Consider the following 14,270-nt stretch of genomic DNA (forward strand, 5'->3'; position numbering starts at 1 on the left):
GGGCATCCTGCCCCTGCCGCGGACGGCGCACATCCATGTGCGCCGCCCTTCGGGTGTTTCCCCGCGATGGCCGCCGCTCGGAAGGGAACCCGGCAAAGCAAGCAGCAAAAGCAACAGCAAAACAACGGCAACAACGACAGCGACAGCAGGATCAAAAACAACAGCAACAGCTACAGCAATGGTGGCGAGCTCAGGGGCAAGCCAGGCTCCGCTAAAGCAATTTCGCTCCCGCGCAGTTCACCGGCGACACCCAGTGCTGACTGCCCAAGCCCACCGCGGCGAACGCCGCCTGGACCGCCGGCGCCGCGGCCTCGGCCTCGGCACGGGTGGCGAACCAGGCGAACATGCTGGGGCCGGCGCCGGAAATGCCAGCCCCCATCGCACCCGCCGCCAGCGCCGCCGCCTTGGCCGCATCGAAGCCCACGATCAACGGCGCGCGCCGCGGTTCGATCAGCACATCGCGCAAGCCGGCGCGCACCAGGCCCTCGTCGCCGGCATGACAGCCCGCCAGGACCAGCGCCAGATTGGAGCTCTGCGCAACGAACTCGCCAAGCCGGTACTCCCCGGCCAGCACCGCCCGCGCATGACGGGTCTCCAACGTCGCGTCCGGATGCACCAGCAGGCTGTGCCAGTTGGCCGGCACCGCCACCGGCACCAGGCGCTCCAGCGTCGACAGCACCAACCCGCCCAGCAGCATCGGGCCGAGGTTGTCGCCATGGCGGCTGCCGCTGGCCACCGCCTCGCCGTCCAGCGCGTAGCGATACAGTTGCTCGCGCGACAGCGGCGCCTCCAGTAGCGCATTGGCCGCCACCAGCGCGGCCACGCACGACGCGGCCGAGCCGCCCATGCCGGAGCTGAGCGGGATGCCCTTGTCGATCTCCAGCTCGAAGCCGAACGGCAGTGCCATCGCCTCGCGCAGCGCGATCAGCGCCGCGCCGGCGGTGTTGCGCGCGGCCTCCAGCGGCAAGGCCACGGTGGTGCCGCGGATGGCGGCGATGCGCACCTCGGGCGCGTCGATGCGGCGCACCGTCACCGTGTCGCCGACACCCTGCACGGCGTAGCCCAGCAGGTCGAAGCCGACCGCCACGTTGGCCACCGAAGCAGGCGCGAAGGCCCGCGCCTGCCGCGGCGGCGCGGCCGCAGCCATGGCATCGGCCGGCATGGTCTGCATCCGGTTCACAGCCGCGCGCCCTCGCCCGCCGCCACCCGCAGCAGGTCGGCGAATACCCCGGCGGCGGTGACCTCCGGGCCGGCGCCCGGGCCCTGCACCACCAGCGGATTGTCGCAATAGCGGCGGGTGGTGAACTGCACCACGTTGTCGGTCAGGCGCAGGTTGGCGAAGGCATGTTCGGCCGGCAGTTCCACCAGGCCGACGCTGGGCGCGCGGTCCGGCGCCAGCCGCGCCACGTAGCGCAGCACGCAGCCGCGCTCCCTGGCCGCCTGCAGGCGCTGCGCGAACACCGCGTCCACCTCGTGCAGGCGCGCCATGAAGTCCTCGACGCTGGCCTGGCGCAGCGCCTCCGGCACCAGGCTCTCCACCGCCACGTCCTCCAGGCTGAGCTCGCGTCCGGCCTCGCGCGCCAGGATCACCAGCTTGCGCGCCACGTCGATGCCGGACAGGTCGTCGCGCGGATCCGGCTCGGTATAGCCCATGCCGCGCGCGTCGGTGACCAGGTGCGAGAACGGCACGCTGCCGTCGTACTTGTTGAACAGCCAGGCCAGGGTGCCGGAGAAGATGCCCTCGATCGCGGTGACCGCGTCGCCGGTATCGACCAGGTCGCGCAGTGTGGTGATCACCGGCAAGCCGGCGCCGACCGTGGCCTCGTAGCGGAAGCGCGCGCCGCTGGCCTCGGCGGCGGCGCGGATCGCGTGGAAGCGCGCCAGCGGCCCGGCACCGGCCTGCTTGTTCGGGGTGACCACATGGATGCCGGCAGCGAGCCAGTCGGCATAGCGGTCGGCGACATCGGCGCTGCCGCTGCAATCGATGATCACCGCATGCGGCAGGTGCGCCGACAGCAGGTGCGCGGTGAAGGCGTCCAGGTCGGTCGGCTGGCGGCCGCCGGCGAAGGCCTGGCGCCAGTCGCCGGCGATCGCGCGGGTCTCCAGGTGCATGGTGCTGCGCGAGGCGATCGCGCGCAGGCGCAGGTCGAGGTTGGCCTTGGCCAGCAGTTGCGGCTGCGCCGCGCGCAACTGGTCCAGCAGCGCCGCACCGACGTTGCCCGGGCCGATCACCCCGACCGAGAAGGTCTGCGGCGACAGCCAGAACCCTGCATGCGCGGCGCGCAGCGCCTTGGTCGCGTGCGCGCTGTCGATCGCCACCGAGATGTTGCGCTCCGAGGAGCCCTGCGCGATCGCCAGGATGTTGACCTGGGCACGGCCCAGCGATTCGAACAGGCGCGCGGCCACGCCCGGCTGCCCGGTCATGCCGTCGCCGACCGCCGCCAGCACGCTGATGCCGGTGGTCAGCTGTACCCGCTGCACCTGGCCGACCACCAGTTCGTGCGCGAATGCCGACAGCAGCGCATCGCGCGCGCGCTCCGCCTCGTTCTGCCGCACCACGCAGCAGATGGAGTGCTCCGAGGAGCCCTGCGAGATCATCACCACCGACACCCGCGCGTTGCGCAAGGCCGCGAACACGCGCTCGGCGGTGCCGGGCACGCCGATCAGGCCGGTGCCCTCGAGGTTGAGCACCGCCAGGTCCGGGCTCAGGGTCAGGCCCTTGATCGGGCCGCTGGTGGCGCTGCTGGCGGTGATGCGGGTGCCCGGATGTTCGGGCTGGAAGGTGTTGCGGATGATGATCGGCAGACCGCGCTCGATCGCCGGCGACATGGTCTGCGGATGCACCACCTTGGCGCCGAAGTAGGCCAGCTCGCAGGCCTCGTCGTAGCTCAGCGTCTCCAGTTGCACCGCCTCGGGCACCACCCGCGGGTCGGCCGACAGCACGCCGTCCACGTCGGTCCAGATATGCAGTTCGTCGGCCTCGAACAGGGCCGCGAAGATCGCGCCGGAGTAATCGCTGCCGTTGCGGCCGAGGGTGGTGATGCGCCCGGCGCGGTCGCGCGCGACGAAACCGGTCACCACCACGCGCTGCTGCGGATGCTGCGCGCGCCATTGCGCCAGGCGCTGCGCGCTGGCCGCCCAGTCCACGTCCACGCCCAGGTCGCCGCGGTCCACCACCAGCACCTCGCGCGCGTCCAGCACCGCGCAGTCCTCGCCCAGCGCACGCAGGTGGTCGCCCAGCAACTGCGCCGAATACACCTCGCCCAGGCCCTGCACCCGGTCCAGTACCTCGCGCGGCAGCTCGCCGATCACCGCCAGCGCGCCGAGGATCTCGGCCAGGCGTTCGAAGCGCGCGTCCAGCCATTCCACCGTGGCGCCGGCATGCTCGCCGAGCAGCGACACCGCTGCGGCGCGGTGCCGGGCGCGGGTTTCGTGCCAGCGTTCGCGCCAGTCGCCGTTTCCGGCAGCGGCCAGCTCGGCCAGCCCGATCAGCGCGTCGGTGACGCCCTTCATCGCCGACACCACGGTGACCTGCAGCGTCTCCTCACGCGCCAGCAGCAATTGCGCGACATGGCGATAGCGTTCGGCGTCGGCGACGGACGTGCCGCCGAACTTGTGGACGACGGTGCGCGCGGCGAGCACGGGTGCGGCGGCGGGAGCGGAAGCGACGGCGGGGGACGGCATGGGAGACCTCGGAGTGGAGGCCCCGCTCGCATCAGGTCCGGGGATTCCCCCGCATCCTGATCCGGGTGCGGGGCCGTGGTGTTCGAGAGTTACGCGAAGACGACGGACCGCACCGGGCGAATGGTGAGGGTGGTAATACCGGTGGTAATGCCCGCAGTGGTCCCGGCCGCGTGCCGGAGCGAACGCGGAAGCGAGAGGGAGGCAAGGGCGAAGACCAGAGGCATGGGCGCAAGAGGACAACATGCGCCCGGGCGCTGTCAAGCGCCGCGTGTGCAACCGCAGCATCGACCTGTTGACCGGGCAAAACGGTTGCAAAAGTGACTATCGTGAAACCCTGAAAAACTCCGGGCTACGTCGCGTCACGACGCGCGATTGGCTCAGGGTCGAGGCTACGCGGCACCTGTGGAACGAGCAGCAAAAAAGCGCGCGGCGCTGCGAGCGCCGCGCGCTTGCGCAACCCGTTACTGCTGTTTCTGATCGGACGGCGGCGGCTGCGTCGGCTGCTGCGGGTCCGGATTGGCCGGATCCTGCGGATCGGTCGGTGGCGGCGACGTCGGCGACATGCCCTGCGACGCGTCCTGGCCCTGCGCCGTGCCCTGCCCGGTGTCGGCGCCAGCGGCGGCGCCTGCGGCATCGCCGCTGGTGGTGCCGGCCGGCGCGGTGGTGCCGCCGGACGGACTGCCGTCGGCCGCGGCCGGCGGATTGGCCGAATTCGGGTCGGTGGCCGGCTGGTCGCCATCACGTTTGCACGCTGCCAGCGCGGCCAGCATCGAACCGACCAGGACCACCTTCATTGCTGCTTTCATGAGTCACTCCTGCTTCGCATGGGGTGGGAGTCGCCACGTGCGCGCCACCAAGCCGGCGGTCGCATCAAAGGCGACGAGAACCGCCGATGCGCGGCGGCGATCGCCCCGCCACAGAGCGGACGGGACGCCTGTAGCAGACGTGGCGGCTGCGCCATCGTCATCCTCACCTGCGGCCGCGCGGAAAACGCAGTGCGAACCGGCACGCCGCCGCAGTAGCGGACAGATGCAGCCTACGCAGGACGATGCTCAGATCGCGTGGACGCAAGGTACAGAGGACGTTATTGCCCACGAGCGCATGAAGTGCGATTCAGCGCTACCGCTCGGTGGCTGCATGCGGGGGCGCAAGCGATCGTGGCCGCAAGCGCCACGGACGGCGGAAGCCGCCTCATGCATGGAATGGTGACCCCGGCGCGATTCGAACGCACGACCTGTCCCTTAGGAGGGGACCGCTCTATCCAGCTGAGCTACGGGGCCACAAGGCTTTCCGGGGATGTGGCGCAGGCAATGTGCCTTCTTTGCGCTCGCGCCATTCCCCCAGATATCCCGAGATTGTACCGGATCGGCCGTTACGGTCACCTGGGTAGCTGCGGCTTGCGGTGAGGCTCTGCCCCCTCCACAGCACAAGCCGCGGCCTAGGCGCCGCCAGAGGGGGGCAGCCCCGGGCCGCGTGCGCCGGGCGGCCCGCCGGCCCCTACGTGCCCTGAGCAGTTCAATCGCCTGACGGTCGCAGTCTGCGGCATTGGCGCGCGCCCAGGCGGCTTTGCAACTGTACAGAGGCTACGAATAAATTGATCGCAAAAAGGAGCACGCCGTAGACGATTCTTTAACAAGATGTTCGCGACTGACGTTACATAGCTGTCCTGATTAGACTGCCAATCCTATACACGAGAAAGGAAATCACATGGAAATCCGACGGTCCGTGAGCGGCGCACTGGCGAGTTTTCTACTCGCCTCGTACGCCGGCTTGGCTGCTTGCGCGTCCAGTCCACCCGTCCAAGCCGCGGAGGCCGATTTCAACGGCAAATGGTCAGTGCAATGGTGTGACAAGACCGATCCTAACGCGGACTGTGGCGGTTTCAACGTCGATCTTACCCAAGTCGGTGACAAGATTGACGGTGAATCCTTCGGGGCGAGAGCACGGCTTGCCCAGATCGACGAAGGCGGGACTATTCACGGCATCGCCATCGGCAATACGGCTGTCCTAACCATAGAAAGCCTGCGTAGCGGCGGAATCTATCTCATCGAGGCAACCATCGATGGCCGCTGCATGCTTTGGAAGATGCGAGATACCGTTCGTGAAAGCAAGCGGGACATCGACATCATTGCAACAGACGATGTACTGACAAAGGCAAGCAACTCCTCGCCGAGCAATGAAACCAAGCCGCAAGTTGACTGCCGCGGTATTCCGATAATAACACAGGATTGACGGATGGATTACAACAACGCACCCATATTACCGAGATAACCGACATGGATTACAGGGAACTTGACCAAGCGGAATATGATCGCAAACTTCGCATGGTAATAGTTGGGTCCGAAGGCCTGCATGCGAACGCGCAGGATATTGGCGACAACCGCGCGACAATAGGCTGGGGCTATACCTTCAATCGAGACAACAATGTTGCGATCTGGCGAGAGAGCGGAATCGAGCTCACCCGGCAGCAGTGGCAAACGCTGGCAGCAATTGATGCAGCCCCAGCCCTGGAAAGGACCAGAGTTGGCCTGACGTTCTCGCGGCAACTGGATGCAGCCGAGTCCGATCAATTGCTCAGGGCTTCCATGGCGGAGTACGAAGGACCGGCGAACCGCCTGCAAATGCCACTATCTGATGAACGCATCGCCCTCGTTTCGCTTGCCTACAATCGCGGCATAGGGATGCTGAATGGCATACCTGAAAGCAATGTTCCAGAGCACGCGATCATGGACGCGGTTCGCGATGGCGATCGCGCAGAGGCGTGGTTCCAGATGCGATATAACTGCTGGGGAAGCAACAACGACGCAGAAGCCGGACTTCGAAAGCGCCGCTTTGCCGAAGCGCAAGTGTTCGGTCATTATGACAACCCTAACAACGTTACACCCGAAGAAGCCCGCAACGTCTACCGCATGTATCAACTGCATCGCGACGAGATCGACCGCGTGGAGCGTGGTTTCGGGATCACAGTTGATGGTGAAGCCGCCCAGCGAAATCGTATCGCACAGGCAAATCGCGATTATCCCGCGCTTGTCAATGAATATGGAATCGTACCGAGCATAGCTGACTCGCTCGGACCGGCTCGCGATGCGCTTTTACGAGAGCTTCGGCGGGAACATCCGGATCTAGCCGATAGGCTGACCGATGCCAACTTCAACGCCGGGCATATTTACCTCGATCCCGGCAGAGACCTACGAGATCGCGGTGAAGTCGACCACCAATACCCCATAGATACCAACAATAGTCGCGTCAACAACCGTAACGTCGCATTGAGACGCGAGCAGCACAACACCGCTACAGGAGATGCTGACCAGAACCACGCCGCAACTATCGATTCGCAGAGGATGTCGCGCGGGCAGAATCCACAGGAGATTGGTGGCGAAGACTTGCTGATGGGACAAGGCGGCAACGACCTCCTGCGGTCGCATGGTGGCGATGACATCCTTATTGGCGGACAGGGCCGAGACCGGATGGAAGGCGGCGACGGCCGCGACACTTACGTGATCGGCGCCGGCGACACCGTGATGGACAGCGATGGCGTAGGCGAAGTGCGCTGGGGCGGAAAGCAACTGACGGGCGGCAGCCGCTCGGAATCTGATCCCGCCAATACCTATCGCAGCGATGATGGGCGCTTCATCTACGCTCTGGAAAACAACAACCTCTCGATTACCGACACGTTAGCCACTGATCAGGCACGAAGGGAACGAGCCGTGATCGAGAATTTCCACAATGGCCAGCTTGGGATCGACCTGAGTGAACAGGCGCGCAGCGCGGCTACTCCACAAGCGGACCCGCAGCGACTTCAGCCCAGCCACCCCGATAGCCCCGACAATGCGTTACTTGAGAGAATCCGCGATGGCGTGCGTGGACTGGATCGCCAAGCCGGCAAACCCTGGGACGAGAACAGCGACCGGCTTAGCGCGAGTCTGTTGCTGCTGGCCGGCGAGAAGGTGTTCACGGCCAAGGACGAGCTGAAGATCGCGACCAACACGCCCACTGCCACCTTCAACGGCGGCGAATTGGTGCACATCTGGCGCACAGGCCACCCTTCGCCCGACCCCGCCGCGCACAGAGCGCATATGTCCATGCAGGAAGCGCTCGCGATGCCGGCGGAACAGCGCTTCGCGCAATTCGATGTCGTGCAGCAACAGGTCAGGGCCGAAGAACTGCAACGTAGCCAACAGCAGGAGGCCGTTCGGACGCAGTCAGCCCCAATGCGATCGATGTGAGAGCATTCATACAATTGCCTAGAGTGCCCTGCGCGCCACTTATGAAAGTCGCATGGGCAATGCAGGTCATTGGCAGCCGGGGCGCAACAGGGAAGCACGGCAACGATCAGGCCGGCGCCCCGCACGCAATGAGCGCAAAGCGACGCGAGCGGCAGCAGTCTGAATTCAAATCGCGATGATCGCCGTCGCCTGCACTTCGACGACCGCGTCGGGCTGTTTGTCGCGCAGATCGGCTAGATGGGCCACTGAGCGGACCTCATCGCGCAGGTGGTCACTCTTGACAGCCAGGATCGCCTTGATCTTCTGGTACGCCGTGCGGGTCTGCGCGGCGTCAGTCGCCCGGATGGTGGATATGCCCGTTGGCGGGCCCTCAGCGGCCATCCGGCGACATAGACGATCCCACCGGATGCCTAGACGATACAGTCATCGGCGAACAGATGACGGCTCCATTTCCCGTCCACATTGCGCTTGAACAACTTCGACATGGCGTCGCCTTTGAAAATTGACGCATTGCGTCACTCTTTCGCCGCCAATGCCATCCGGAGCCGGTCACGCCTCGAGATACGGCGCACCATCAGCCGTCGTCATTGCACGTGCGGCGTGGGCACCTAGGTCGCTGTGATCCGTTGACATCGCCGGTTGGCGCGACCTGCCCTGGCCTCGCCGTGCCCGCTACACGAGCGCCGCCCGGCGGTTCCGGCATGTCGCAGCGCCGGGCCAGCGGCGCGCAGTCTGCTAAAATTGCCGGCTAATCGCGTCCCGCGTCCCCCGCCTGCGGTCGCCTTCCCTGTCGCAACGAACCCAGGAGATTCCATGTCCGCTGACCTGCTCAAGGCGCTCGGCCTCGCCGCCACCAATTCCGGCACCTATCTCGGTAACGGCGAGTGGTCCAGCGCCACCGGCGCCGGCGTGCTGCAGCCGCTCAACCCGTCGAGCAACGCCATCATCGCCGAGGTCCAGGCCACCACCGAGCAGGACTACGAAACGGTGATCGCGCGCGCCCAGGCCGCGTTCAAGGTGTGGCGCACCACCCCGGCGCCACGCCGCGGCGAGGCGGTGCGGCTGTGCGGCGAGGCGCTGCGCAAGCACAAGGACGCGCTGGGCTCGCTGGTCGCGCTGGAAATGGGCAAGAGCAAGCCGGAAGGCGACGGCGAAGTGCAGGAGATGATCGACATCGCCGATTTCGCGGTCGGCCAGAGCCGCATGCTGTACGGCTACACCCTGCATTCGGAGCGCCCCGGCCACCGCATGTACGAGCAGTACCAGCCGCTGGGCCTGGTCGGCATCATCAGCGCGTTCAACTTCCCGGTCGCGGTGTGGAGCTGGAACGCGTTCCTGGCGGCGATCTGCGGCGATATCTGTATCTGGAAGCCGTCCAACAAGACGCCGCTGACCGCGATCGCCTCGATGAAGATCTGCAACGACGCGCTGCGCGACGCCGGCTTCCCCGACATCTTCTTCCTGATCAACGACGCCGGCGTGGCCCTGTCCGAGCGCCTGGTCGAGGACACCCGCATCCCGCTGATCAGCTTCACCGGCTCCACCCAGGTCGGCCGCAGCGTCGCCGAGAAATGCGCGCGCCGCCTGGGCCGCTGCCTGCTGGAACTGGGCGGCAACAACGCCATCATCCTCGACGAGAGCGCCGACCTGAAGCTGGCGGTGCCCGGCATCGTGTTCGGCGCGGTCGGCACCGCCGGCCAGCGCTGCACCACCACGCGCCGGCTGATCGTGCACGAATCCATCTACGACACCGTGCTGGCGACGCTGGTCAAGGCCTACAAGCAGGTCGAAGGCAAGATCGGCGATCCCACCGACCCGGCCAACCTGATGGGCCCGTTGAACAGCCGCGGCGCGGTCGAGCAGTTCCTGGACTCGATCGCCAAGGCCAAGGCCGCCGGCGGCACCGTCGAGACCGGCGGCACCGCGCTGGACCGTCCGGGCAACTTCGTGCTGCCGGCCATCGTCACCGGGCTGAAGAACAGCGACGACGTGGTCCAGCACGAGACCTTCGCGCCGATCCTGTACGTGATGAAGTACAGCACCCTGGACGAGGCCATCGACATGCAGAACGGCGTGCCGCAGGGCCTGTCCTCGTCGATCTTCACCCAGAACCTGAAGGCGGCCGAGAAGTTCCTGTCCGCGGCCGGCAGCGACTGCGGCATCGCCAACGTCAACATAGGCACCTCCGGCGCCGAGATCGGCGGCGCCTTCGGCGGCGAGAAGGACACCGGCGGCGGCCGCGAGTCCGGCTCGGACGCGTGGAAGGTGTACATGCGCCGGCAGACCAACACGATCAACTACTCCGACTCGCTGCCGCTGGCGCAGGGCATCAAGTTCGATCTGTAAGATGCGCCTGGCCGCGCTCTCCGATATCCACGGCAACCTGCCCGCGCTGGAGGCGGTGCTTGCGGATATCGGACGGCGCGGCGTGGACCGGATCGTCAACCTGGGCGATCTCGTGTCCGGCCCGCTGTGGCCGCGGGAAACCGCCGCGCGGCTGATGCCGCTGGCGCTGCCCACCGTACGCGGCAACCACGAGCGCCAGTTGAGCGAACTGGCGCCGGCGGCCATGGGCGCCAGCGATGCCTACGCCCATGCGCAACTGACGCCGACGCAGCGGCGCTGGCTGGCCGCGCTGCCGCCGACCCTGTCGCTGCCGCATGCGCTGCTGTGCCATGGCACTCCGCACGACGATCTGTGCTGGCTGCTCGACGAACTGGCGCCGCCGCGGCTGCGCGCCGCCGACCCGCAGCGCGTGCGCGAGCGGCTCGGCGACGCGCCGCAGGCGGCGCTGGTGCTGTGCGGACACAGCCACCTGCCGCGCACACTGCGCCTGGACGACGGGCGCCTGCTGTGCAACCCCGGCAGCGTTGGCCTGCCCGCCTACGCCGAACCCCATCCGCAACCGCACCGGGTCGAAACCGGCACGCCGCAGGCGCGCTATGCCGTGCTGGAGTACCGCGACGGCCAGTGGCAGGCGCAACTGCACGCGATCGACTACGACCATGCCAGCGCCGCCGCGCAGGCCGAGCGCAACGGCCAGCCGCACTGGGCGCATGCGTTGCGGCACGGGCGCATGCCCGCATGAGCGGCGCACGCCAGGCGCGCTTCTGGGATAATTCGCCCATCCCCCGCACGCGCGCATCCGCCTGGCGCATGCCGCCTTTCTCGCACAAGGAGTCCAGATGAGCACCGTCCGCGAAACCAACTCGCTCGCCGTCGTCAGTCTGGTCGCAGGCGTCCTCGGCTGGACTGTGATGCCGGTGCTGGGCAGCCTGTGCGCGATCATCACCGGGCATCTGGCGCGCGCCCAGATCCGCCGCCAGCCGCAGCGCTTCCGAGGCGACGAGCTGGCACTGGGCGGGTTGGTCCTTGGCTGGGCGATGGTGGTGTTTGCGGTACTCGCGGCACTGGCGTTGCTGGGGTTTATCATCTTCTTCGGCAATCTGATCTACACGAGCGCCCACCCGTGACAACCATGGACGCCTCCGCTCCGCGCGAACGCTTCAGCGACCGCGTCGCCGACTATGTCCGCTACCGCCCCGACTATCCGCCGGCGCTGCTGGCGTGGGTGCACGACGAACTCGGCGTGGCGCGCAGCGCGCAGGTCGCCGACATCGGCGCCGGCACCGGCATTTCCACCCGCATGTTCCTGCAGGCCGGGCATCCGGTGCTGGCGGTGGAACCGAACGCGGCGATGCGCGAGGCCGCCACGGCGCTGCTGGGCGGGCAGCCCGGCTTCGCCGCGATCGACGGCAGCGCCGAGGCCACCACGCTGGCCGATGCCAGCGTCGACCTGATCAGCGCCGCGCAGGCCTTCCACTGGTTCGACATGGACGCGGTGCGCCGCGAATGGGCGCGCGTCCTGCGCCCTGGCGGGCTGGCGCTGGTGTACTGGAACTCGCGGCTGCTGGACGGCACGCCGTTCCTGCACGATTACGAACAACTGCTGCTCGACTACGGCACCGACTACAGCGCGGTCGCCGAGCGCTACCACGACGACGCGACGATGCAAGGCTGGTTCGGTGCCGGGCTGCGCGGCACGGCGCAATTCCCCAACGTGCAGCAACTGGACTACGACGGCCTGCGCGGACGCCTGCTGTCCTCCTCCTACGCGCCGCTGGCCGGGCACCCGCGCCATGCGCCGATGCTGGAGGCGCTGCGCGCGCTGTTCGAGCGCCACCAGGTCGATGGCCGGGTCGACGTCCACTACCGCACTCGTGCCTTCGCCGGCACCTTGAACTGAGCCGCGACCGCATGTATTCCCTCGCCCGCCCGTTCCTGTTCGCCTTCGACGCCGAGCGCGCCCATGCCCTGGGGCTGCGCGCCATCGAGATGGCCTACCGCACCGGCACCAATCCGCTGCTGGCCAAAGCGATCGCGCCGATGCCCACGCGCGCGTTCGGCCTGGAGTTTCCCAACCCGGTCGGCTTGGCCGCGGGCCTGGACAAGAACGGCGAGCACATCGACGCGCTGCTGGCGCTGGGTTTCGGCTTCGTCGAGATCGGCACCATCACCCCGCGGCCGCAGCAGGGCAATCCGAAGCCGCGCATGTTCCGCTTGCCGCGCGAGCAGGCGGTGATCAACCGCATGGGCTTCAACAATCTCGGCGTGGACGCGCTGGTGCGCAACGTCGAACGCGCGCGCCGCCGCCACGGCCTGCTCGGCATCAACATCGGCAAGAACAAGGACACGCCGAACGAGGATGCCGCGTCGGATTACCTGCATTGCCTGGAAAAGGTCTACGCGCTGGCCGACTACGTGACCGTCAACATCTCTTCGCCGAACACCGCCGGCCTGCGCGAGCTGCAGGAAGAACAGGCGCTGCGGCAGCTGGTGTCGCAGTTGCGCGAGGCGCAGGAAGCGCTGGCCGCGCGCCATGGCAAGCGCGTGCCGATGCTGGTCAAGGTGGCGCCGGACCTGAGCGACAGCGACATCGACGCCGCCGCGCGGGTGCTGTCGGACCTGCAGGTGGACGGCGTCATCGCCACCAACACCACCATCGCCCGCCCCGGCCTGGAACGGGCGCCGCTGGCCGCCGAGAGCGGCGGTCTGTCCGGCGCGCCGCTGCTGGGCCAGTCCACCCTGGTGCTGCGCCGGCTGCGCGCGCGCCTGCCCGAGCACATTCCGCTGATCGGCGTCGGCGGCATTCTGTCCGGCGCCGATGCGGTGGCGAAGATGGCCGCCGGCGCGGCCCTGGTGCAGTGCTACAGCGGGCTGGTGTTCCGCGGCCCGGCGCTGATCGGCGAGTGCGTCGAGGCGATGCGCCGGCGCCGCGAGGCGCCCAGCCGCGGCGCGGTCGCCGCGCTATGAGCAACGCCTGGTCGCTGACCGCGAACGCGCCGCTGCAGGCGCTCAACACCTTCCATGTCGCCGCGCAGGCGCCGTGGCTGCTGCAGATCTTCGCGCCCGAGGCGCTGCCCGAGGCGCTGCTGGCGCCGCAACTGGCCGGCGCCGCGCTGCTGCCGCTGGGCGGCGGCAGCAACATGCTGTTCGCCGGCGACGCGCCCGGCGTGGTGCTGGCCTTCGCCAACCGCAGCATCGACACGCTGGAACACCGCGCCGACTACGCCATCGTCCGCGCCGGCGCCGGCGTGGGCTGGCACGAGCTGGTGATGTGGTCGCTGGCGCAGGGCCTGTCCGGCCTGGAGAACCTGGCGCTGATCCCGGGCACGGTCGGCGCCGCGCCGATCCAGAACATCGGCGCCTATGGCGCGCAGGTCGGCGAATTCGTGCACACGGTCGAGGCCTACGACCGCGCCGATGCGCGCTTCGTGCGGCTGGATCCGGATGCCTGCGAATTCGGCTACCGCGACAGTCTGTTCAAGCACCAGCCCGACCGCTACCTGATCGCCGCGGTCGAGTTCAACCTGCCGCGGCTGCATGCGCTGCGCCTGGATTACGCCGGCATCGGCGAGGAACTGGAGGCGCTCGGCATCGCCACTCCCGGCGCGCCGGACGTGGCGCAGGCGGTGATCAACATCCGCCGCCGCAAGCTGCCCGACCCCGAGGTCCTCGGCAACGCCGGCAGCTTCTTCAAGAACCCGCTGCTGCCGGCCGAGCAGGCACAGGCGCTGCAGCATGCCTACCCGGCGCTGCCGGTGTTTCCCGGCGACGGCGCGGAGCAACGCAAGCTCTCGGCGGCCTGGCTGATCGAGGCCTGCGGCTGGAAGGGCCATCGCGACGGCGACGCCGGCGTGTCCGCCGCCCACGCGCTGGTGCTGATCAATCACGGCCAGGCCAGCGGCGCCGAGCTGCTGGCGCTGGCGCGACGCATCTCCGCCTCGGTGCTGGAGCGGTTCGGCGTGATCCTGGAACCGGAGCCGCGCATCGTCGGCGCGCAGTGGTGAACCAGGCCAC

At 68.0% G+C, this 14,270-nt stretch carries 12 protein-coding genes and 1 tRNA gene; 8 read left to right on the top strand and 5 right to left on the bottom strand.

The window, feature by feature from the left end:
• Positions 1–211: 211 nt before the first annotated feature.
• The 4 genes from AB3X07_RS12240 to AB3X07_RS12255 form a co-directional block, all read right to left on the bottom strand.
• Positions 212–1,171 (bottom strand): homoserine kinase, encoded by a 960-nt coding sequence (locus tag AB3X07_RS12240; RefSeq protein ID WP_369944741.1) that lies wholly within the window; start codon positions 1,169–1,171, stop codon positions 212–214.
• Between the two features lie 5 nt (positions 1,172–1,176).
• Positions 1,177–3,684, bottom strand: coding sequence for a bifunctional aspartate kinase/homoserine dehydrogenase I (thrA, locus tag AB3X07_RS12245; RefSeq protein WP_369938889.1), 2,508 nt, complete (start codon positions 3,682–3,684; stop codon positions 1,177–1,179).
• A gap of 461 nt (positions 3,685–4,145) precedes the next feature.
• Complete coding sequence (locus AB3X07_RS12250; protein ID WP_369938890.1) at positions 4,146–4,490, bottom strand: hypothetical protein; 345 nt, start codon at positions 4,488–4,490, stop codon at positions 4,146–4,148.
• 397 nt (positions 4,491–4,887) lie between these two features.
• Positions 4,888–4,964: transfer RNA gene (locus AB3X07_RS12255), tRNA-Arg, on the bottom strand.
• A 427-nt stretch (positions 4,965–5,391) separates the two neighbouring features.
• Between AB3X07_RS12255 and AB3X07_RS12260 the strand changes: the two genes are divergently transcribed.
• Both AB3X07_RS12260 and AB3X07_RS12265 read left to right on the top strand, forming a co-directional pair.
• Positions 5,392–5,916, top strand: a complete 525-nt coding sequence (locus tag AB3X07_RS12260; protein WP_369938891.1) for a hypothetical protein — start codon at positions 5,392–5,394, stop codon at positions 5,914–5,916.
• A gap of 44 nt (positions 5,917–5,960) precedes the next feature.
• Entirely contained in the window at positions 5,961–7,910 is a 1,950-nt protein-coding gene (locus AB3X07_RS12265) for an XVIPCD domain-containing protein (protein ID WP_369938892.1), read from the top strand.
• Between the two features lie 165 nt (positions 7,911–8,075).
• Here AB3X07_RS12265 and AB3X07_RS12270 read toward each other — a convergent pair whose 3' ends face one another.
• The gene (locus AB3X07_RS12270; protein WP_369938893.1) at positions 8,076–8,291 is read right to left on the bottom strand and encodes a hypothetical protein; all 216 of its coding nucleotides are present in this window, start codon (positions 8,289–8,291) and stop codon (positions 8,076–8,078) included.
• Between the two features lie 432 nt (positions 8,292–8,723).
• On the opposite strand from AB3X07_RS12270, the gene AB3X07_RS12275 reads away from it, so the two are divergent.
• The 6 genes from AB3X07_RS12275 (at position 8,724) to murB (ending at position 14,260) form a co-directional block, all read left to right on the top strand.
• A complete protein-coding gene (locus tag AB3X07_RS12275; RefSeq protein ID WP_369938894.1) occupies positions 8,724–10,256 on the top strand; it encodes an aldehyde dehydrogenase family protein in 1,533 nt (510 codons plus the stop codon).
• A 1-nt stretch (position 10,257) separates the two neighbouring features.
• Positions 10,258–10,998, top strand: coding sequence for a metallophosphoesterase family protein (locus tag AB3X07_RS12280; RefSeq protein WP_369938895.1), 741 nt, complete (start codon positions 10,258–10,260; stop codon positions 10,996–10,998).
• Between the two features lie 97 nt (positions 10,999–11,095).
• Positions 11,096–11,383, top strand: coding sequence for a DUF4190 domain-containing protein (locus AB3X07_RS12285; RefSeq protein WP_369938896.1), 288 nt, complete (start codon positions 11,096–11,098; stop codon positions 11,381–11,383).
• A gap of 5 nt (positions 11,384–11,388) precedes the next feature.
• Positions 11,389–12,156 (top strand): class I SAM-dependent methyltransferase, encoded by a 768-nt coding sequence (locus tag AB3X07_RS12290; RefSeq protein WP_369938897.1) that lies wholly within the window; start codon positions 11,389–11,391, stop codon positions 12,154–12,156.
• Between the two features lie 11 nt (positions 12,157–12,167).
• A complete protein-coding gene (locus AB3X07_RS12295; protein ID WP_369938898.1) occupies positions 12,168–13,223 on the top strand; it encodes a quinone-dependent dihydroorotate dehydrogenase in 1,056 nt (351 codons plus the stop codon).
• Positions 13,220–14,260 carry a UDP-N-acetylmuramate dehydrogenase gene (gene murB / locus AB3X07_RS12300; protein WP_369938899.1) on the top strand — a complete coding sequence of 347 codons (1,041 nt, stop codon included), beginning with the start codon at positions 13,220–13,222 and terminating at the stop codon, positions 14,258–14,260. Before AB3X07_RS12295 ends, murB begins: the two co-directional genes overlap by 4 nt.
• Positions 14,261–14,270 lie beyond the last annotated feature (10 nt).

The sequence above is a fragment of the Xanthomonas sp. DAR 35659 genome, from assembly GCF_041242975.1.
Lineage (GTDB): Bacteria > Pseudomonadota > Gammaproteobacteria > Xanthomonadales > Xanthomonadaceae > Xanthomonas_A > Xanthomonas_A medicagonis.